Annotated in this window: 18 protein-coding genes and 1 tRNA gene; 8 read left to right on the forward strand and 11 right to left on the reverse strand. The window is 70.0% G+C overall.

Going from position 1 to position 17,757, the window contains the following annotated elements:
- The first annotated feature begins 9 nt into the window (after positions 1-9).
- The gene (locus AC07EG_RS19795) at positions 10-534 is read left to right on the forward strand and encodes a DUF2020 domain-containing protein (RefSeq protein ID WP_478254574.1); all 525 of its coding nucleotides are present in this window, start codon (positions 10-12) and stop codon (positions 532-534) included.
- A gap of 165 nt (positions 535-699) precedes the next feature.
- Positions 700-1,152 (forward strand): DUF6918 family protein, encoded by a 453-nt coding sequence (locus tag AC07EG_RS19800; protein ID WP_478254575.1) that lies wholly within the window; start codon positions 700-702, stop codon positions 1,150-1,152.
- Between the two features lie 60 nt (positions 1,153-1,212).
- On the opposite strand, the gene AC07EG_RS19805 is transcribed toward AC07EG_RS19800, so the two are convergent.
- Complete coding sequence (locus tag AC07EG_RS19805) at positions 1,213-1,953, reverse strand: hypothetical protein (protein ID WP_478254576.1); 741 nt, start codon at positions 1,951-1,953, stop codon at positions 1,213-1,215.
- 92 nt (positions 1,954-2,045) lie between these two features.
- Here AC07EG_RS19805 and AC07EG_RS19810 point away from each other — a divergent pair, with 92 nt between their 5' ends.
- A complete protein-coding gene (locus AC07EG_RS19810; RefSeq protein ID WP_478254687.1) occupies positions 2,046-2,597 on the forward strand; it encodes a peptidylprolyl isomerase in 552 nt (183 codons plus the stop codon).
- A 48-nt stretch (positions 2,598-2,645) separates the two neighbouring features.
- Complete coding sequence (locus tag AC07EG_RS19815; protein WP_478254577.1) at positions 2,646-3,629, forward strand: rhomboid family intramembrane serine protease; 984 nt, start codon at positions 2,646-2,648, stop codon at positions 3,627-3,629.
- On the opposite strand, the gene AC07EG_RS19820 is transcribed toward AC07EG_RS19815, so the two are convergent.
- Positions 3,612-4,040 (reverse strand): PH domain-containing protein, encoded by a 429-nt coding sequence (locus AC07EG_RS19820; RefSeq protein ID WP_478254578.1) that lies wholly within the window; start codon positions 4,038-4,040, stop codon positions 3,612-3,614. The genes AC07EG_RS19815 and AC07EG_RS19820 overlap by 18 nt on opposite strands.
- 67 nt (positions 4,041-4,107) lie before the next feature.
- Positions 4,108-4,374, reverse strand: a complete 267-nt coding sequence (crgA, locus tag AC07EG_RS19825; protein WP_478254579.1) for a cell division protein CrgA — start codon at positions 4,372-4,374, stop codon at positions 4,108-4,110.
- Between the two features lie 140 nt (positions 4,375-4,514).
- Between crgA and AC07EG_RS19830 the strand changes: the two genes are divergently transcribed.
- Complete coding sequence (locus tag AC07EG_RS19830) at positions 4,515-5,378, forward strand: class E sortase (RefSeq protein ID WP_478254580.1); 864 nt, start codon at positions 4,515-4,517, stop codon at positions 5,376-5,378.
- Positions 5,378-5,533, forward strand: coding sequence for a hypothetical protein (locus AC07EG_RS19835; protein WP_478254581.1), 156 nt, complete (start codon positions 5,378-5,380; stop codon positions 5,531-5,533). Before AC07EG_RS19830 ends, AC07EG_RS19835 begins: the two co-directional genes overlap by 1 nt.
- Here the strand turns inward: AC07EG_RS19835 and AC07EG_RS19840 are convergent, their stop codons facing one another.
- A complete protein-coding gene (locus tag AC07EG_RS19840; RefSeq protein ID WP_478254688.1) occupies positions 5,534-6,850 on the reverse strand; it encodes a ferredoxin--NADP reductase domain-containing protein in 1,317 nt (438 codons plus the stop codon).
- A 155-nt stretch (positions 6,851-7,005) separates the two neighbouring features.
- Between AC07EG_RS19840 and AC07EG_RS19845 the strand changes: the two genes are divergently transcribed.
- Positions 7,006-7,647 (forward strand): aminodeoxychorismate/anthranilate synthase component II, encoded by a 642-nt coding sequence (locus AC07EG_RS19845; protein ID WP_478254582.1) that lies wholly within the window; start codon positions 7,006-7,008, stop codon positions 7,645-7,647.
- A gap of 65 nt (positions 7,648-7,712) precedes the next feature.
- On the opposite strand, the gene pknB is transcribed toward AC07EG_RS19845, so the two are convergent.
- The 7 genes from pknB to AC07EG_RS19880 all read right to left on the reverse strand — a co-directional run bounded on the left by pknB (position 7,713) and on the right by AC07EG_RS19880 (position 17,266).
- Positions 7,713-9,686 carry a Stk1 family PASTA domain-containing Ser/Thr kinase gene (gene pknB, locus AC07EG_RS19850; protein WP_478254583.1) on the reverse strand — a complete coding sequence of 658 codons (1,974 nt, stop codon included), beginning with the start codon at positions 9,684-9,686 and terminating at the stop codon, positions 7,713-7,715.
- Positions 9,683-11,032, reverse strand: a complete 1,350-nt coding sequence (locus AC07EG_RS19855; protein ID WP_478254584.1) for a serine/threonine-protein kinase — start codon at positions 11,030-11,032, stop codon at positions 9,683-9,685. The genes pknB and AC07EG_RS19855 overlap by 4 nt, the downstream gene beginning before the upstream one ends.
- A gap of 4 nt (positions 11,033-11,036) precedes the next feature.
- Entirely contained in the window at positions 11,037-12,506 is a 1,470-nt protein-coding gene (locus tag AC07EG_RS19860) for a penicillin-binding transpeptidase domain-containing protein (RefSeq protein WP_478254585.1), read from the reverse strand.
- Positions 12,503-13,957 (reverse strand): FtsW/RodA/SpoVE family cell cycle protein, encoded by a 1,455-nt coding sequence (locus AC07EG_RS19865; protein ID WP_478254586.1) that lies wholly within the window; start codon positions 13,955-13,957, stop codon positions 12,503-12,505. The genes AC07EG_RS19860 and AC07EG_RS19865 overlap by 4 nt, the downstream gene beginning before the upstream one ends.
- Positions 13,957-15,405 (reverse strand): PP2C family protein-serine/threonine phosphatase, encoded by a 1,449-nt coding sequence (locus AC07EG_RS19870; RefSeq protein ID WP_478254587.1) that lies wholly within the window; start codon positions 15,403-15,405, stop codon positions 13,957-13,959. The genes AC07EG_RS19865 and AC07EG_RS19870 overlap by 1 nt, the downstream gene beginning before the upstream one ends.
- Positions 15,402-15,866 (reverse strand): FHA domain-containing protein FhaB/FipA, encoded by a 465-nt coding sequence (locus tag AC07EG_RS19875; protein WP_478254588.1) that lies wholly within the window; start codon positions 15,864-15,866, stop codon positions 15,402-15,404. Before AC07EG_RS19875 ends, AC07EG_RS19870 begins: the two co-directional genes overlap by 4 nt.
- A gap of 101 nt (positions 15,867-15,967) precedes the next feature.
- The gene (locus AC07EG_RS19880) at positions 15,968-17,266 is read right to left on the reverse strand and encodes a DUF3662 and FHA domain-containing protein (RefSeq protein ID WP_478254589.1); all 1,299 of its coding nucleotides are present in this window, start codon (positions 17,264-17,266) and stop codon (positions 15,968-15,970) included.
- Between the two features lie 133 nt (positions 17,267-17,399).
- Here AC07EG_RS19880 and AC07EG_RS19885 point away from each other — a divergent pair.
- Positions 17,400-17,482 (forward strand) — tRNA-Leu (locus AC07EG_RS19885).
- Positions 17,483-17,757 lie beyond the last annotated feature (275 nt).

Consider the following 17,757-nt stretch of genomic DNA (forward strand, 5'->3'; position numbering starts at 1 on the left):
GACCGGGCTATGCGCGCACACCTCTTCGCCGCCGCCGTGGCGCTCGGCCTGCTGGCCGGTTGCTCGGCACCGGAAACCCCCGCTCCGCCACCGGCACCGGAGCCGCCGGCCAGTTCCGCCGCACCGGTGGCACCGGCCTCGCCCGAGCCGGTCGCGGACGGCCCGTGCCCGTACCTCGGTGACACCGCCGTGGAGAAGGCGAACGGGCAACGGGTGTTGAAGGTGCGGCTGTCCGCCGACCAGCCGCCCGCCTGCTTTTTCTACGCCCTCAACGGGAAACTGCAGCTCACCACCCGCGTGTACACCGGGGGACCCGAGGTGGCCGAGGCCGTTGTCGATCAGGCGGCGCCGATCGCCACCTCGAACCCGGCCGACCAGCCCGCCGGGTGGCGGGGCGGCATGCAGCCGATCGGCGAGGGCGCGGTGTACGCGGTGGCCAAGGGCGGCAACGCCGTTGTGGTCACGACGAACCAGGGGCAGACGGTGAAGGCCCGCGAGGTGGCCAAGCAAGCTATCGCGGCACTGGGCCTGTGAGCAATACGGGTTCCCACTCACCGGCGCAAATTGATCTTGTATTACCCTGGCCGCCACGCGCAGGCGTCGAGGACTCGCGCACAGTCAGCCGGAAACGCCGGTCGCTACCGGGCGTGAAGGCTGGACACAGTCGGTTAATTCGATTCACATGAAGGATATGAAGCCGTGGCTGAAACCCTGAAGGAAATCCTGCTTGACTCCGGTCGTCGTCCGGCTGTCGTGACCGACCTGCAGAACCTGGTTGACGAAGAGGTCTCGGACAAGGGCGGTGTCTCGGGCGCGGTCGTCAAGACCGGCTACGCGGCCGTCAAGAAGATCAAGCCGGGCATCATCCCCGCCGCCGTCGACACCCTGCTCGACGACTTCGCGCTGGCGCTCGAGCCGTTCTACGGCGACTACCGGGCCAAGGGCGGCGCCGACTTCGGTGCCTACCTGTCCGGCCGTTCGGACGAGGCCGCCGACGCGCTGCTCAGCGTGACCGACGCCCGTGCGGAGAAGAGCAGCCGCGACAGCATCAAGAAGGTCTACGGCAAGCTGCGCCCGAACGGCAAGAAGAACGTCGAAGAGGCCCTGCCCCGCCTGGGCAAGCTGATCGACAAGCACGCCGCCACCGCGTGACTCGCTGACTGATCGGAAAGGGCCCCGGGGGTACGTCCCGGGGCCCTTTTCACGCGTTGATCAGTTCTTCTTCTCCGTGCCGGAGGCGCGCTGGGCCTGCTGGCCGTTGGCGCCCTGCGCCTTCGGAGTGGCGGTCTTGCCCGGCGCCGGGGTCGGCGCGGGAGCGGGCTTGGCCGCGGCCTTCGGCGCCTCGGGGGTGGCCGAGGGCTTCTGCTGCGGCGTCGGCGCGGCCTGCTGGGTCGGCGCGGCCTGCGGGGTCTGCGGCTTGCTGCCGTCACCGCCGGTGCGCGGCGGAGCGGGAGCGATGGGCGGTTCGGGCTTGGACCGCATGGCGAGCGCGGCGCCGGCCGCCACCACGGCGATCCCGATCAGCCACGGCCACTTGCGGCGCTTCTTGTCGCCCTTGGCGGCGATCTTCGCCTCGATCAGCGCGGCCCTGAAGTCCTTCTTCGCGGCCTTGAAGTCCTTCTTGCCGCGTCGCTTGGACTGGCCTGCCGACTTCGCTGCCTTGATCGCGGCCTTCTTGGCCTTGCGGCCGGGCTTGCGCATCTCGGCGAGGCGCTCGGCGGCCTCCTTGCGGGCGGTCTTGGAGCTGCGCGCCAGGTCCTTGCCGGTCTTCTTGGCCTGCTTCGCCAGCTTCTTGCTGGCCCGGCGTCCTTCCTTGCGTGCCACTTCGGCGCCTTCGGCGAGCCGCAGCTCGGCCACCTGAGCGGCTTGGGTTCCGGCTTCAACAGCGCGCTTGCGTGCCGTGGACAGCCCGGTCTTCACCGACTCACCCACCGCTTCTGAGGCCCGGGTCATGGCCTTGTCCTTCCGTCGTTACGTTTGGCATCTGTCTGGTTCCCCTTAACCTATCGTGCCCCTTTTCCGCGGATCCCGCCGCAGATGGCACGATTGGCCCCGTGACCGAAAGCAACGGATCCCCCGCCGGTGGCGTGCGCAAGGCGACGCTGCACACCAACCACGGCGACATTCACCTGAACCTGTTCCCCGACCACGCGCCCAAAACCGTGGGGAACTTCACCGGCCTGGCCGACGGCAGCAAGGACTACACCCAGCCGAACGCCAAGGGCGAGAACTCCGGCCCGTTCTACGACGGCTCGATCTTCCACCGGGTGATCGACGGCTTCATGATCCAGGGCGGTGACCCGACCGGCACCGGCCGCGGCGGCCCCGGCTACAAGTTCGGCGACGAGTTCCACCCGGAACTGCAGTTCACCAAGCCGTACCTGCTGGCCATGGCGAACGCGGGCCCCGGGACCAACGGCTCGCAGTTCTTCATCACCGTGGCGCCGACCACCCACCTGAACTTCAAGCACACCATCTTCGGTGAGGTGGCCGACCAGGACTCGCGCAACGTGGTCGACCAGATCGCCCACACCGCCACCGGGCCCGCCGACCGCCCGTTGAACGACGTGGTGATCGAGCGGATCTCGCTCGGCTGATCGCACGACGCTGAAGCAGGGGGTGGATGCGGGTAAGTTGGACACATCGTGACTCAGCCCCCGTATCCCCCGCCTTCGGGTCCCGCCCACGAGCAGGCCCTGCCCACCTGCTGGTGGCACCCCAAGCGGCAGACCGGCCTGCGCTGCGTGCGCTGCGACCGGCCGGCCTGCCCCGACTGCCTGCGGGAGGCCTCCGTCGGCTCGCAGTGCGTCGACTGCGTGCAGGCCGGTCAGGTCCAGGACCGCAGCCGGCGGAAGCAGTACCGGGCCGCCGGGTACGGCGCGCGCACGGTCGCCGGTGCCCGGGTGCGCAAGCCGCTGGTGACCCCGGTGCTCATCGCGGTGAACGTGCTGGTCTTCCTCGCCACCGCGGTCCAGGCGCAGAACCCGATGAACAACTCGGGTGCCGAGCTGATGACCCAGGGCTCGCTGTGGCCGTACGGCATCACCTTCTTCGACGAGTGGTGGCGCCTGGTCACCTCCGGGTTCCTGCACTTCGGCCTGCTGCACCTGGCGATGAACATGCTCGCGCTGTGGGTGCTCGGGCGGGACGTGGAGGTGCTGCTCGGCCGGGGCCGGTTCCTCGCCGTCTACTTCCTGTCGCTGCTCGGCGGCTCGGCGGCGGAGTTCGTGCTCGGGGACGTCGGCCAGCCGACGGTCGGCGCTTCCGGCGCCATCTTCGGGCTGATGGGCGGTGTGCTGATCGCGGTGTTCCGGCTGAAGCTGAACCCGACGATGGCGCTGGTCACCATCGGGCTGAACCTGGTGCTGACCTTCTCCATCCCGAACATCTCGTTCCTCGGCCACCTCGGCGGCTTCGTGGTCGGGGCGGTGGCGGTGGCGGCGCTGGTCTACGCCCCGCAGCGCAACCAGCTGCCCTACCAGGTCATCGCGCTGGTGCTGGTCGCGATCGCGCTGGCGGCGCTGATCCTGGTCCGCGACGCGCAGCTGGCCGGGCAGGTGTGCGGCGTGGTGCGCAGCACCCAGGAGATCATCTGCCAGGACCCGGCGCAGCTACCCTCTGGCGCGTAGCGCGCTCAGCACGTCCAGCACGTCACGCGGATCGGTGCCCAGCTCCAGCCAGCCCAGCACCAGCAGGTGCGGCGGGATGTCCTCGCACTCGATCTCCAGCGTGGGCACCTCCCGGCCGAGCCGCCGGGTGTTCACCAGCCGGACGCGGACCTGCGACCACTCGAGCCGGTGGTCGCCGGTGAGCGTGCGCACCCGGACCCCGCGCGTGTCCGCGCTCAGCTTCGGCCGGATCGCGCTGCCGTTGGCCGCGAACCCGGCCAGTGCCAGCGCCGCCACGCCGAACAGCACCGGTCCGGCCCGGTCGCCGGACAGGCCGGTGAGCACGGCCGCCGCCGTCGCCAGGGCGGCGAGCAGCCAGCCGACCCCGACGAGCAGTGGCCTCGGTGCCCAGCTTGCCGACTGGTTATCCACAGGGCTTATCCACAATGGGGACTAGTCACACGGGTGTAATTCGCTGTCAAGCCGCCATTCGGCCGGATCAACGCCACCTCATCGTCATCAGCAGACCGGAGATCATCAGCGCGAAACCGATGGCGAAGTTCCAGTTGCCCAGCTCCGCCATGAACGTGATCTTGTCGCTGGCGAGGTAGTTCACCACGAGCCAGGCCAGCCCGAGCAGCATCAGGCCGAACATCACGATCTTGTAGATCAAGGGTGACGGACCCGCCGCCCGCACCTTGACCGGCGTGCGCCGGTCGGCGGGCGGGGTGTAGGCGGTCTTCTTGCGGACCTTGGACTTGGGCATCGGAGTCCTCGCTGCTCATGGGCTCGTTCGGGTGGCCGGTGCGCAACCAGGGCCACCCCAACACGTTAACGTAATCGGGGCCGGGCAAGAACGGGGGACGACTACTCCGTCCGGCCGAGTTTGGCTTGAGAGGAGCCCCTGTGGCGGTGTCCGACGGCGAGCGGAAGCTCGTCGGGCCCGATTCCGGCCCGGTCAGCACGGCCGAACGCGGTGACCCGCGCTGGCGAACGGCGGTTCGCACCACCGGTGAAGTTTTGATAACGCTGGGTATCGTCGTGCTGCTGTTCGTCACCTACGAGCTGGTGGTGACCGACTGGTTCTCCGCCGAGAAGCAGGCCGACGCGGAGGCTTCGCTCGACGGCCGGTGGGCCGGACCGCAGCGGCAGCTCCACCTCGACCCCGCCGACGGGGAGGCGTTCGCCCGCCTCTACATCCCCGCGTTCGGGCCGGACTACCGGTTCACCGTCCAGGAGGGCGTCGGCGCGGACGCGCTGGAGGTCGGACCCGGGCACTACAAGGGCACCGCCTGGCCGGGCGAGCCGGGCAACTTCGCCGTCGCCGGGCACCGGGTCGGCAAGGGTGCGCCGTTCAACGACCTCGACCTGCTCGAATCCTGCGACGCGATCGTCGTCGAAACGGCCACCGACTTCTTCGTCTACCGGATGCTGCCCAAGGCCGAGGAGCTGGCCGGCTGGGCCGAGGGCCGCGGCCGCGAGGCCAAGTGCGCCGGCGTGCCCACGCTGCGGGAGGTGCCGGACTACCAGGAGACCGTCGGCCGCCGGATCGTCACGCCGGACCGCGGTGACGCGGTCGCGCCGGTGCCCTACCACGCGGACAGCGCGACCCCGCCCGCGTCGCGCGCGCCGCTGGTCACCCTGACCACCTGCCACCCGCAGTTCTCCGACCGCGAGCGGCTGATCATCCACGGCGCGCTGGTCAAGCAGCTGGCCAAGGCGCCGGGTGCGGGTTATCCGGAACTGCTCAAGGCGATCGGGGAGGCGTGATGTACGGCTGGATCTGGCGGCGCCTGCCCGGGCCGGTGGCGGTGCGGGCGATCACCGCACTGGTGCTGGTGCTGGCGGTGATCGCCCTGCTGATGTTCGTGGTGTTCCCGTGGGTGGAGCCGATGCTCCCGTTCAACGACGTCGCGGTGCAGTGATCAGCCGCGGCTGACCCGCAGCATCTCCTCGCGCTCGACCACCTTCACCCGCTCGCGGCCCTGCGGCTCGCCGAGCGCGCGCTCGTGCGCGTCGAGCCTGCCCCAGCCGTCCCAGGTGGTGAACGGCACACCGCGGTCGACGAGGAAGTCCATGATCGCGTCGGGCTCGTTGCGGGTGGCGCCGGTCAGCGTGTCGGCGTCGGCGAGCAGGCTGGCGATGGTCTCCGCCGCGTCGCCCTTGGTGTGCCCGATCAGGCCGACCGGGCCGCGCTTGATCCAGCCGGTCACGTAGACGCCGGGCACCTGGTTCTCGTCGATGTCGAGGACCCGGCCCGCCTGGTTCGGCACGGTGCCGGTGAGGTGGTCGAACGGGATTTCGGCCAGGTGCGAGGACAGGTAGCCGACGGCGCGGTAGACCGCCTGCACGTCCCAGTCGTGGAACACGCCGGTGCCGCGGACGTTGCCGTCGCCGGTGAGCTCGGTCCGCTCGGTGCGCAGGCCGGTCACCCCGCCGTCACCGAGGACCTCGGCGGGGGAGTGGAAGAAGTGCAGGTGCAGCCGCTTCGGCCGGTTGCGCGAGTCGCGGATCGCCCACTCCTGCAGCGTCTTGACCACCATGTCGATCTGCTTGGAGGAGCGGATCGCGGTCATCGAGCCCTCGTCGAACTCGATGTCCTCGGGGTCGACGATCACCTCGACGTTGGGGGAGTGGTCCAGTTCACGCAGCTCCATCGGGGTGAACTTGGCCTGCGCCGGACCGCGGCGGCCGAACACGTGCACGTCGGTGACCGGGCTGGCCTTGAGCCCGTCGTAGACGTTCGGCGGGATCTCGGTGCTGAGCAGTTCGTCGGCGGTCTTGGCGAGCACGCGGGCCACGTCCAGCGCCACGTTGCCGACGCCGAGCACCGCCACGCTGGTCGCTTCGAGCGGCCAGGTGCGCGGCACGTCGGGGTGGCCGTCGTACCAGGAGACGAAGTCGGCGGCACCGTAGCTGCCGGGCAGGTCGATGCCGGGGATGTCCAGCGGGCGGTCGGCGGAGGCACCGGTGGAGAAGATGACCGCGTCGTAGAACTCGCGCAGTTCGTCCAGCTTGAGGTCGGTGCCGTAGTCGACGTTGCCGATCAGCCGGATGCCGGGGCGGTCGAGCACCTTGTGCAGCGCGGTGACGATGCCCTTGATGCGCGGGTGGTCGGGGGCCACGCCGTAGCGGATCAGCCCGAACGGCGCCGGCATGCGCTCGAAGAGATCGATGTGGGTGGGTGTATCGGACTTGTCCAGGATGTCGGCGGCGTAGATGCCGGCCGGGCCGGCGCCGATGATCGCCACACGCAGTGGACGGCTCAATGCACTTACCTCGTTCTCGGTCGAGTCGCAGGAGGGGCCTACGCTTCCACGGTAAGGTAAGGCCAGCCTAACTTTCATTGTGATCTGGCGTACCCGTCCACCAGGTGGACAGCGGTTAAGCTGGCCGCATGCGCGTGCTCGTCGTCGACAACTACGACAGTTTTGTCTACAACCTGGTCCAGTACCTGGCTCAGCTCGGCGCCGACTGCACGGTGTGGCGCAACGACGTGGTGGACGTCTCCCGCCTCGGCGAGTTCGACGGCGTGCTGGTCTCCCCCGGCCCCGGCACCCCGGAACGCGCTGGCCAGAGCATCGAAGTGGTCCGGGAGTGCGCTTCGCGGGACCTGCCGATGCTCGGTGTGTGCCTCGGCCACCAGGCGCTCGGGGTCGCCTTCGGCGCCACCGTCGACCGGGCCGAGGAACTGCTGCACGGCAAGACCAGCCGCGTCGGCCACTCGGGCGCCGGTGTGCTGGCCGGGCTGCCGGACCCGTTCACCGCCACCCGGTACCACTCGCTGACCGTGCTCGCGGACACCATCCCGGACGAGTTCGAGGTCACCGGGCGGACCGAGTCGGGCATCGTGATGGGCATGCGCCACCGCTCGCTGCGGCTGGAGGGCGTGCAGTTCCACCCGGAATCCGTGCTCACCGAAGGCGGTCACCGGATGCTCGCCAACTGGATGGCCGGTGCCGGTCACCCCGTGCCCGCCCACACCGTGCGCGACCTCGAATCCACCACCCGCGCCCTGCAGAAGGCCGCCATCGCCTGAGGCGGTCCCACCGGAACGACGAAGGGCCCCGCCGGAAACCGGCGGGGCCCTTCCTCCGTCTGGCGTCAGCTCCCGCCCGGTACACCCGGGATCGACGGGATGCCGCCGTTGCCGTTCTGCTTGCCGACGAACACGGTGATCGTCTGGTCCTTGGTGATCGTGGTGCCACCGGACGGGTCGCTGTTGGTGACCCTGCCCTCCAGGTCCTCGTCGTTGACCTCGTCCTCCAGGGTCACCAGCTGACCGCTCCAGCCGGCCTCCCGCAGCTCCTTCTTCGCCTGCTCCAGGGTCGCCCCCCGCAGGTCCGGCATGGAGATCTGCTCCTTCGCCCCGGTCGATACCTCGAGCGTGATCGTGGTGCCCTCGTCGACCGTGCCGCCGACCGGGTTCTGCGCGACGACCTCTTCCTTCGGCTTGTCCGAGGTGACGTCCTTGCGGGTCACCTTCAGGTTCAGCTCCTCGAGCGCCTTCTTCGCCTCGCTGTACTTCTTGCCGACCTGGCTCTGCGCCAGCACCTGGTTGGGCCGCTTGCCGACGGTCAGCTTGATCGCCGTGCCCTGCTCGGCCTCGACGCCCGACCGCGGGTTCTGCTCGATGACCTTGCCGTACTCGTTCGGGTCCTTGGTCTCGACCTCTTCGATGTTCGGGTCGATCTCGAACCCGGCCTCCTTGGCCGCGTCGGCCGCCGGGCCCTGCTCCTTGCCGACCAGGTCGGGCACCTTGACCTTCTTCGGCGCGGTGCCGATCTGCACCTTGACCACCGAGCCCTTGGCCACCTCGAAGCCCACCTGCGGATTGGTCGAGACGACCTTGTTGATCTCGTCGCTGCTGCACGGCGGCTCGGTGCCCGCCCGGGGGGCCGAGCAGATGACCTCTTCCCGCTCCGGCTGCAGGCCGGCGGTGCGCAACGCGTCCATCGCCTGCGCTTCCTGCTGGCCGGTGACCGGCGGGATCGCGACGAGTTCCTTCTTCTCGTCGAACACGCCGGCGAAGTACATCACCGCGGCCACCAGCAGCACGCCGACCACGGCGAGCGCGGCCAGGATCTTGTTGCGCTTGCTCCGTCTGGCGCGGTCCTCGGCGACCGGGTCGTACCCGTCGCCACCGCTGTAGCCGTCGTCGTAGGCGGCAGCCGGGCGACGGCTGTTCATCACCTGCGTGCGCTCGTCCTCCGACATCACCATCGGCGCGAGCGGGTGCTGGCCGGACAGCGTGCGGACCATGTCCGAGCGCATCTCCGCAGCCGACTGGTACCGGTTCGCCGGGCCCTTGGCCAGCGCCTTCAGCACCACCGCGTCCAGCTCCGGGGACACCGCCGGGTTCACCGACGACGGCGGGTTCGGGTCCTCCCGCACGTGCTGGTAGGCCACCGCGACCGGGGAGTCACCGGTGAACGGCGGCTCCCCGGTGATCAGCTCGTACAGCACGCACCCGGCGGCGTAGACGTCGCTGCGGGCGTCGACGGACTCACCGCGTGCCTGCTCCGGCGAGAGGTACTGGGCGGTGCCGATCACCGCGGCCGTCTGCGTCATCGCCGACTGGCCGTCGTGGATGGCGCGGGCGATGCCGAAGTCCATCACCTTGACCGCGCCGCTGGTGGTGATCATCACGTTGGCCGGCTTCACGTCGCGGTGCACGATGCCGTGCCGGTGCGAGAAGTCCAGCGCCGCGCAGACGTCGGCCATCACCTCCATGGCGCGCTTCTGCGACATCGGACCCTCGGTCTTGACGATGTCGCGCAGCGTGCGCCCGGAGACGAACTCCATCACGATGTAGGGCAGCGGCCCGTACTCGGTCTGCGTCTCGCCGGTGTCGTAGACCGCGACGATGGCCGGGTGGTTCAGCGCCGCCGCGTTCTGCGCCTCCCGGCGGAACCGCTCCTGGAACTGGGGATCCCTGGCCAGGTCGGCCCGGAGGATCTTGATCGCGACCTCGCGGCCGAGGCGGACGTCGTGCCCATGGTGGACCTCGGACATGCCGCCGTAGCCGAGCGTGTCGCCGAGCTCGTAACGATTGGAGAGCAGTCGGGGTGTGCTCATCGGTGCGTGCCGTTCCGTTCCATCCATGTTGGGTCCATCATCCCTGGCAAGCCGTCGTCTCCGGGTGAACGCACGGAACCCTCCGTCGCGTTGTCTCCGTTCTCGTTCTCGCCGTCCCCCGGTTGGGGCGTGTGGTGCGGCGGCCCGGCGCTGGGCTTCGCCGGCCGTTGCACCGTCGGCTCGTACCCCGGTTCACCCACCGGCTCGCTGGTCTCGACGTTCCCCGACGGTGCGTCGCGCCCGGAGCCGCTGAGCAGCTTCGGAACCACCAGCGCCGCCGCCACCAGCACCGCGACGACCACCAGCGCCAGCAGGATCCACCAGCCCGTGTGACTGCGCCGCCGGGGCGGGACCATCGGCCCGACACCGCTCGCCGGGCCCGCCGGATGAGCAGGCGGCGGCACCGGCTGGAGCGCCGGGTGCGAGACGGGACCGACCGGCGCGTGCGAGTTTACCGGCATCGGCTGGCCGGAAGCCTGTGCGTAAGCCGAGGCGAGGCCCAGCGGCGCGGGCAGCGGCCGCCCGGCGCGGACCGCGGCCACCGCGTTCGCGAACTCACCGCCGTTGTTGTAGCGCTGCCGCGGATCCTTGACCAGCGTCGCCTCGATCAGCGCCCGCACCCCGGGCGGCACGTCCGGTGGCAGCGGCGGCGGGATGTCGCGGATGTGCATCATGGCGACCGTCACCGCGTTCTCGGACAGGAACGGCCGGTAGCCGACGAGGCACTCGTAACCGCACACCGCCAGCGAGTAGACGTCGCTGGCGGGCTCGGCGTCGTGGCCGAGGGCCTGTTCCGGTGCGATGTAGTGGGCGGTGCCCATCACCATGCCGTTGCGGGTGACCGGGGCCGCGTCGGCGGCCTTGGCGATGCCGAAGTCGGTCAGCTTCACCTGACCGGCCGGGGTGACCAGGATGTTGCCCGGTTTGACGTCCCGGTGCACCAGCCCGCGCTCGTGCGCCGCCTGCAGCGCGCGCCCGGCCTGCTCGAGCAGGTCCAGGGTGAACTCCGGGGAGATGCGCCCCTGCTTGGCCAGGATGGCCGCCAGCGGATCGCCCTCCACCAGCTCCATCACCAGGTACGCGATGCTCAGCTCGTCGGCCACGGTCTCGCCGTAGTCGTGCACCGCGGCGATGCCGGCGTGGTTCAGCGAGGCCGTGGTCCTGGCCTCGGTGCGGAAGCGGTGCAGGAACTCCGCGTCCCCGGAGAGTTCGGCCTTGAGCACCTTCACCGCCACGGTGCGGTCGAGCCGGGTGTCGCTGGCCTGCCAGACCTCACCCATGCCGCCGACCGCGATCCGGCTGGTGAGCCGGTAGCGCTCGGCGAGCAGCTGACCCGTGGACAGCATCGGCTCATCCACCCCCGAGCGCGGCGGCGATGGCGGCGCGGCCGATCTCCGCGGCCACCGTGCCACCGGTCGCGGCCAGGCCGCGGTCACCACCGGACTCGACGATCACCGCGAGCGCGATCTTCGGGTCGTCGGCCGGGGCGAAGGCGGTGTACCAGGCGTGCGGCGGGGTGGCCTTCGGATCGGTGCCGTGCTCGGCGGTGCCGGTCTTCGAGGCGATCTGCAGCGCGTCGTTCTTGCCGCCACCCTTGGTATTGGCCTCCGACGCCAGCATCATGTCCTTCAGCACCGCGGCGTTGCCCGCGGACATCGCCGGGTCGCCGGTCAGCTCCTCCGGACTGATCTTCTCCATCTCCGAGAGGTCCTGCGCCAGCAGCGACTTGATCAGCTGCGGCTTCATCACCGTGCCGCCGTTGGCCACGCCCGCGGACAGCAGCGCCACCTGCAGCGGGGTCAGCCGGACGTCGCGCTGGCCGATGCCGCTCTGGTACAGCTGCGGCTTGCCCGCCAGGTCGCCGAGGCCGGACGGGGCCACCCGCATCGGCACGGTCAGATCGGTCTGGCCGATGCCGAACTTCTCCGCGGTCTCGGTCAGCTTGTCCTTGCCGAGGCCACCGGCGATCTCGGCGAACGCGGTGTTGCACGAGTAGGCCAGCGCGTCCTTGAGCGTGCTGCCCTGGCAGGTGGCGCCGCCGAAGTTCTCCAGGTCGGCGTTGGTGCCGGGCAGCTTGACGTTGGCGGCGGTGGTGACCTGGCTGTCGGCCTTCATGCCGTCTTCGAGCGCGGCCGCGGTGGTGACGATCTTGAACGTCGAGCCGGGCGGGTAGGTCTCCGAGATCGCCCGGTTCAGCATCGGCTTGGACTTGTCGGCGTCCAGCTCCGACCAGACCTTCTCCTGCTCCTTGCCGTCGTGCGAGGCCAGGCCGCTCGGGTCGTAGGACGGGGTGGAGACCATGGCCAGGATCTCGCCGGTCTTCGGGTCCAGCGCCACCAGCGCGCCGGTGTACCCCTTCTTCGACATGCCTTCGTAGGCGGCCTTCTGCACGTCGGGGTTGATGGTCAGCGCCACGTTCCCGCCCCGCGGGTCGCGCCCGGTGACCATGTCCGACAGCCGCCGCACGAACAACCGCGGGTCGGAGCCGTTGAGCACCTCGTCCTGGGCGCGCTCCATGCCGCCCGCGCCGTACCGGATCGAGTAGAAGCCGGTGACCGGGGCGTACATCGCGCCGCCGGGGTAGGTGCGGAGGAACTTGTACTTGTCGTTGGTCGGCTCGATCCCGGCCAGCACCTGGCCGTTGGCCGCCGCGATGATCTTGCCGCGCTGGCGGGAGTACTCGTCGAGCAGCACCCGCGCGTTGCGGCTGTCGGTGCGGTAGTCGTCGGCCTTGATGAACTGCACGTAGGTGGCGTTCACCAGCAACAGCAGCAGCATCACGAGCATGGTCACGCCGACGCGGCGCAGTGGTGTGTTCATTTCGGGCGCTCCACCATCACCGTATGGGCTTCGGCCAGCGGCGCCTGCTGCTGCGGGCGCGGCTTCGCACTGGTCTGCGGGCGGCGGGCGGCGTCGGAGATGCGCAGCAGCAACGCGATCAGGATGTAGTTCGCCAGCAGCGACGAACCACCGTAGGACAGGAACGGCGTGGTGATACCGGTCATCGGGATCAGCTTGGTGACCCCGCCGACGATGACGAACAACTGCATCACGATGGCGAAGGACAGGCCGCCGCCGAGCAGCTTGCCGAAGGTGTCGCGCACCGCCAGCGCGCTGCGCATGCCGCGCATCGCCAGGATCAAGTAGACCATCAGGAGCGCGCAGAGCCCGATGAAGCCGAGCTCCTCGCCGATCGCGGCGGTGATGAAGTCGGTGCTCGACTCGGGCACCATCTCCGGGCGCCCGGCCCCGAGGCCGGTGCCGCCGACCCCGCCGGTGCCGAGGCCGAACAGGCCCTGGGCGATCTGGTAACCGCCACCCGGGTCGTCGTAGGTGGCCAGCGGGTCCATCCAGTTCGCCACCCGCTGCTGCACGTGCGTGAAGAGCTGGAAGGCGATGAGGCAGCCGCCGAAGAACAGGCCGAGGCCCAGCACCACCCAGATGACCCGCTCGGTGGCCACGTACAACATCATCAGGACCACGCCGAAGAACAGCAGCGAGGTGCCGAGGTCCTTTTCGAAGACCAGGATGCCGAGGCAGGCCACCGCGGCGATCAGGATCGGCCCGAGGTCGCGCGCCCTCGGCAGTTCGACGCCGAGCACCCGCTTGCCCGCGGCCATGAACAGGTCGCGCTTCTGCACCAGGAACGAGGAGAAGAAGACCATCAGCAGGATCTTCGCGAACTCACCCGGCTGGATCTGCGCGAACCCGAACCGGATCCACACCTTCGCGCCGTTGACCTCGGACATCGAACTGGGCAGCACCGCGGGCAGGGCCAGCGCGATGATGCCGACCAGGCCGAAGGTGTAGGCGTAGCGGGTCAGCGTGCGGTGGTCCTTGACCAGCAGCAGCACGGCCAGGAACAACCCCAGCGCGACGACCGTCCACATCACCTGCTTCGGCGCGTTCGGCGAGAACTCGCGGCCGAGCTGGAGCGCCCGTTCGGTCAGGGCCAGGTCGATCCGGTAGATCATCACCAGGCCGAGGCCGTTGAGCAGGGCCACGCACGGCAGGATCAGCGGGTCCGCGTAGGGCGCCCACTTGCGCACGGCGAGGTGCGCCACGGTGAAGATCGCCATGTACGCCAGGCCGTACCAGAGGATGGCGAAGCTGAGCTCCTGCTCCTGGTTCGCCTCCACCAGCATGAACGCCGCGGTCACGATGAACGCGGCGAAGCCGAGCATGGCCAGTTCCGTCCCACGCCGGGTCGGCAGCTCACGCGGGGGATTGGTGACGTACTGACCGGCGGGATCGGAGGTGGGCTGGGCCATCAGCGGACGCCGCCCGTGGCGAGCCGGCAGTCCACCCCCGGGCGATCCGGACTCGGCGGGTCGACCGGCACGGAGGACGGCTCGACCGGAGGAGCCGAGGAAGGCGCCGACGGCGGCGGTTGCACCGGGGTCTGCTGCTGCGCGCCGAAGCCGCCGATCAGGCCACCACCGGAACCCGGGACCTCACCCGGGATGCCGCCGCCCTGGCTCGGGGGCTCGGGGCAGATCGGCAGCCGCTTGTCCCACAGCGAGTCGATGTAGTCCCGCGCCGCGGGCAGGCTGTCCATCCTGACCCCGTTGCGCACGTCCTCGCGGGGCGCTTCCTGCAGGTCGGACAGCAGCAGCCGGTCGCACAGGTTGGCGCCGGGCGCACACGAGTCCTCCACCTGCTCCTGCAGGTCCAGGCCCAGCACGCTGCCGGAAACGCCCTGGTAGATGACCACCTCGTCGTTCGCGCCCGCGCCGACGTAGTACTGGCTCAGCACCCAGTACCTGGTGGCGATGGTGCCCGCGGCGAGCACGATCAGCACCAGGATCAGCACGCCGAAGACGCGGAACAGCTTCCGGCGCTTGGCCTTGGGATCGGGTGGGGGCGGGGAGTCCTGGCGCCGCGGCTGGGGCGGGGGCGCGGTCAGCGCCCTGGCCCGCGCGGCGGGGGAATCGCCCTGGTGGTTGTAGTCGTCACTGCCGTCACCGGCGGCCCCGCCGACGATCGGCGCGTTCTCGCCGTAGTCGACGTCCACCACATCGGCGATGATCACCGTGACGTTGTCCGTGCCGCCGCCCTTGAGCGCCAGCTCGATCATCCGGTCCGCGCAGTCCTGCGGGTCCGGGATGCGCATGGCCTCGGCCATGGTCTCGTCGCTGACCATGCCGGACAGCCCGTCGGAGCAGACCAGGTAGCGGTCGCCGGCGCGGGCTTCGCGCACGGTCAGGCTCGGTTCCACCTCGTGCCCGGTCAGCGCCTTGAGCAGCAGCGAGCGCTGCGGGTGGGTGGCCGCCTCCTCCTCGGTGATGCGGCCCTGCTCCAGCAGTTCGTTGACGAAGCTGTCGTCACGGGTGATCTGGGTGAACTGCCCGTCGCGCAGCAGGTAGGCGCGGGAGTCGCCGACGTGCACCAGGCCCAGCCGCGAACCGGAGAACAGCACCGCGGTCAGCGTGGTGCCCATGCCGTCGAGGTCGGGGTCGTTGGCGACGAGTTCGGCGATCGCGCCGTTGCCGGCGGCGACCGCGTCACGCAGTTGCGAGAGCAGGTCGTCACCGGGTTCGTCGTCGTCGAGCGGGGCCAGTGAGGCGATGACGACCTTGCTGGCCACTTCACCGGCGGCGTGCCCGCCCATGCCGTCGGCCAGGGCGAGCAGGCGGGGGCCGGCGTAGACGGAGTCCTGGTTGTTGGATCGCACCAGGCCACGGTCGCTGCGGGCCGCGTAGCGGAGGACGAGGGTCATGGGCGAAGCTCGATCACCGTCTTGCCGATCCGGATGGGGACGCCGAGAGGTACTCGGAGGGGTGCTGTGACCTTAGCCCGGTCCAGGTAGGTCCCGTTCGTCGAGCCCAGATCTTCCACGTACCAGTCTTCTCCACGCAGGGACAGGCGGGCGTGCCGGGTGGAGGCGTAGTCGTCGTCGAGCACCAGCGTGGAGTCGTCGGCCCGCCCGATCAGGATCGGGCGGCCGTCCAGGGAGATCCGCGTGCCGGCCAGCGCACCGTGCGTGACGACCATCTGCCGGGGCACCTTCCCGCCACGCGGTGGCTTCTTCTCCTTGTTCCGCCGCAGGCTCGGCAACGCCACGCGCAGGCCCGACGCCGCGTACAGATCGGAGCGGACCACCCGCAGCGCGGCCAGCACGAACAGCCAGAGCAGGACGAGAAATCCCACCCTGGTCAGTTGGACGACCAGCTCTGGCACCTTGTGTGTCAGCTCCTCATGCGGCTTCTTGCAGCGACGACGGTACGTCGCAACGCTCCCGCGGACCCTCATTCTGCGGGAGCGCTCGGACGGGGCGGAAGTCAGCCCTGGGTGCGGAACACCAGCGACGAGTGACCGACCCTGATCACGTCGCCGTCGGCCAGCTGCCAGGTCTGCACCGGGGTGCCGTTGACCGTGGTGCCGTTGGTGGACCCGATGTCGGCCAGCGTGGCGCTCTGGCCGTCCCAGGTGATCTCCAGGTGGCGCCGGGAAACGCCGGTGTCGGGCAGCCGGAAGTCGGCGTCCTGCCCGCGCCCGACCACGTTGCCGCCCTGCTTGAGGGAGTAGGTCCGGTTCGAACCGTCGTCCAGCTGCAGGCTCGCGGCGAGCTGGCGGTTGGGGCTCTGCGTGGCGGGCGGCTGGTAACCGGCCTGCGCGTACGGGTCCGGCGCGGCGGGCTGGCCGTACGGCTGCTGCTGTTGCTGGCCGCCGCCGTACTGGTCGTAGCCCGGCTGGCCGCCGCCGTAGCCGCCCTGGTCGTAGCCGGGCTGGCCACCGCCGTAACCGCCCTGGTCGTAGCCGGGCTGACCGCCCTGGTCGTAACCCGGCTGACCGCCGCCGTAGCCGCCCTGGTCGTAGCCGGGCTGACCGCCGCCGTAACCGCCCTGGTCGTAGCCGGGCTGGCCACCGCCGTAACCGCCTTGGTCGTAACCCGGCTGCTGGCCGCCGTAACCGCCCTGGTCGTAGCCGGGCTGGCCACCGCCGTAACCGCCCTGGTCGTAGCCGGGCTGGCCGCCGCCGTAGCCACCTTGGTCGTAGCCGCCCTGCTGGCCGCCGTAGCCGGCCTGGTCGTAACCGGGCTGGCCCTGCTGTCCGTAGCCGTACTGGCCCTGCTGGCCGTACGGGTCACCCTGGTCGTATTGGCCGTAGCCGGGGGGCTGACTCATTGCTGGGTCTCCTGCGTTGCTGGGTGGTGCTGACCGTCCAGGACTCCCGGTGCCGGGGGCGGTGATCTCGCTGGCCTTGACATCGGGATCGACGGACGAGCGTGTCTTGAACTGTCCAGTATGCAGCGCCTCGCTGCGCTCGAGCGAAACTACGACGTCACCATAGGTGTCCCACCCCTGCTCGGCGAGGTGCTCCGCCACCGCTTCGGCGAGCACGCGGGTGACGCGCTGTTCGTCACCGGCCATCCGGTCGTGGTCGGTCGGGCCCAGCGACACGATGTAGTGGTTGGGCGCGAGCTCACGGCCACCGGCCAGCTCACGAACGTTGTCCTCACTCTCACGCTCCAGTGCCTGCGCCACTTCCTGAGTGACGACATTGCCACCGAACATGCGCGCGAAGGTGTTGCCTACCAGGCCCTCGAGGCGCCGATCGAAACGCTTAGCGCGGCCCACCGGGCAAACCCTCCCCTCACGCGGCTGTGCTTCCGCATCGATCCTATCCGGGTACGGGCGGTTCTACACGGCCCCCGGTGAAACCGCCTCCGGGGGCCTGATAGGCTGCTCTCGCTGTCGCAGTGAAGCACTCGGGCGAGTGGCGGAATGGCAGACGCGCACGGTTCAGGTCCGTGTGTCCGAAAGGACGTGAGGGTTCAACTCCCTCCTCGCCCACGCTGTTCAGGGCCCCTCCGCCTCGCGGAGGGGCCCTTTCCCGTTGTCCTTGTTTTTCTTGGGGGCCGAGCCCCCAAATCCCCGCGGTGCGTGCTCCTCGGCTGGGCGGGCGCTGGGCGCGTGGGCCTGAACCAGCGGCTTCGCTGGACACCTGGGGTCTGGCCAGCTGCTTGCTGGAGGTGCGTGGGGATGGACCAGCTGTTTTGTATGGGTGCGCTTGGGCTCGGGCCAGCGGTGTGCTCCTCTTCCCTTTGGCTGGGCTTGGTGCGTGTGGG

It is taken from the genome of Amycolatopsis sp. NPDC045836 (genome assembly GCF_056431745.1).

What these genes read in the sequence shown, in the direction of transcription:
- AC07EG_RS19860 (WP_478254585.1), bottom strand. Translation starts at nt 12,506, where the DNA reads ATGAACACACCACTGCGCCGCGTCGGCGTGACCATGCTCGTGATGCTG.
- pknB (WP_478254583.1), bottom strand. Translation starts at nt 9,686, where the DNA reads ATGAGCACACCCCGACTGCTCTCCAATCGTTACGAGCTCGGCGACACG.
- crgA (WP_478254579.1), bottom strand. Translation starts at nt 4,374, where the DNA reads ATGCCCAAGTCCAAGGTCCGCAAGAAGACCGCCTACACCCCGCCCGCC.
- AC07EG_RS19835 (WP_478254581.1), top strand. Translation starts at nt 5,378, where the DNA reads ATGTACGGCTGGATCTGGCGGCGCCTGCCCGGGCCGGTGGCGGTGCGG.
- AC07EG_RS19845 (WP_478254582.1), top strand. Translation starts at nt 7,006, where the DNA reads ATGCGCGTGCTCGTCGTCGACAACTACGACAGTTTTGTCTACAACCTG.
- AC07EG_RS19855 (WP_478254584.1), bottom strand. Translation starts at nt 11,032, where the DNA reads ATGCTGTCCACGGGTCAGCTGCTCGCCGAGCGCTACCGGCTCACCAGC.
- AC07EG_RS19795 (WP_478254574.1), top strand. Translation starts at nt 10, where the DNA reads ATGCGCGCACACCTCTTCGCCGCCGCCGTGGCGCTCGGCCTGCTGGCC.
- AC07EG_RS19805 (WP_478254576.1), bottom strand. Translation starts at nt 1,953, where the DNA reads ATGACCCGGGCCTCAGAAGCGGTGGGTGAGTCGGTGAAGACCGGGCTG.
- AC07EG_RS19865 (WP_478254586.1), bottom strand. Translation starts at nt 13,957, where the DNA reads ATGGCCCAGCCCACCTCCGATCCCGCCGGTCAGTACGTCACCAATCCC.
- AC07EG_RS19870 (WP_478254587.1), bottom strand. Translation starts at nt 15,405, where the DNA reads ATGACCCTCGTCCTCCGCTACGCGGCCCGCAGCGACCGTGGCCTGGTG.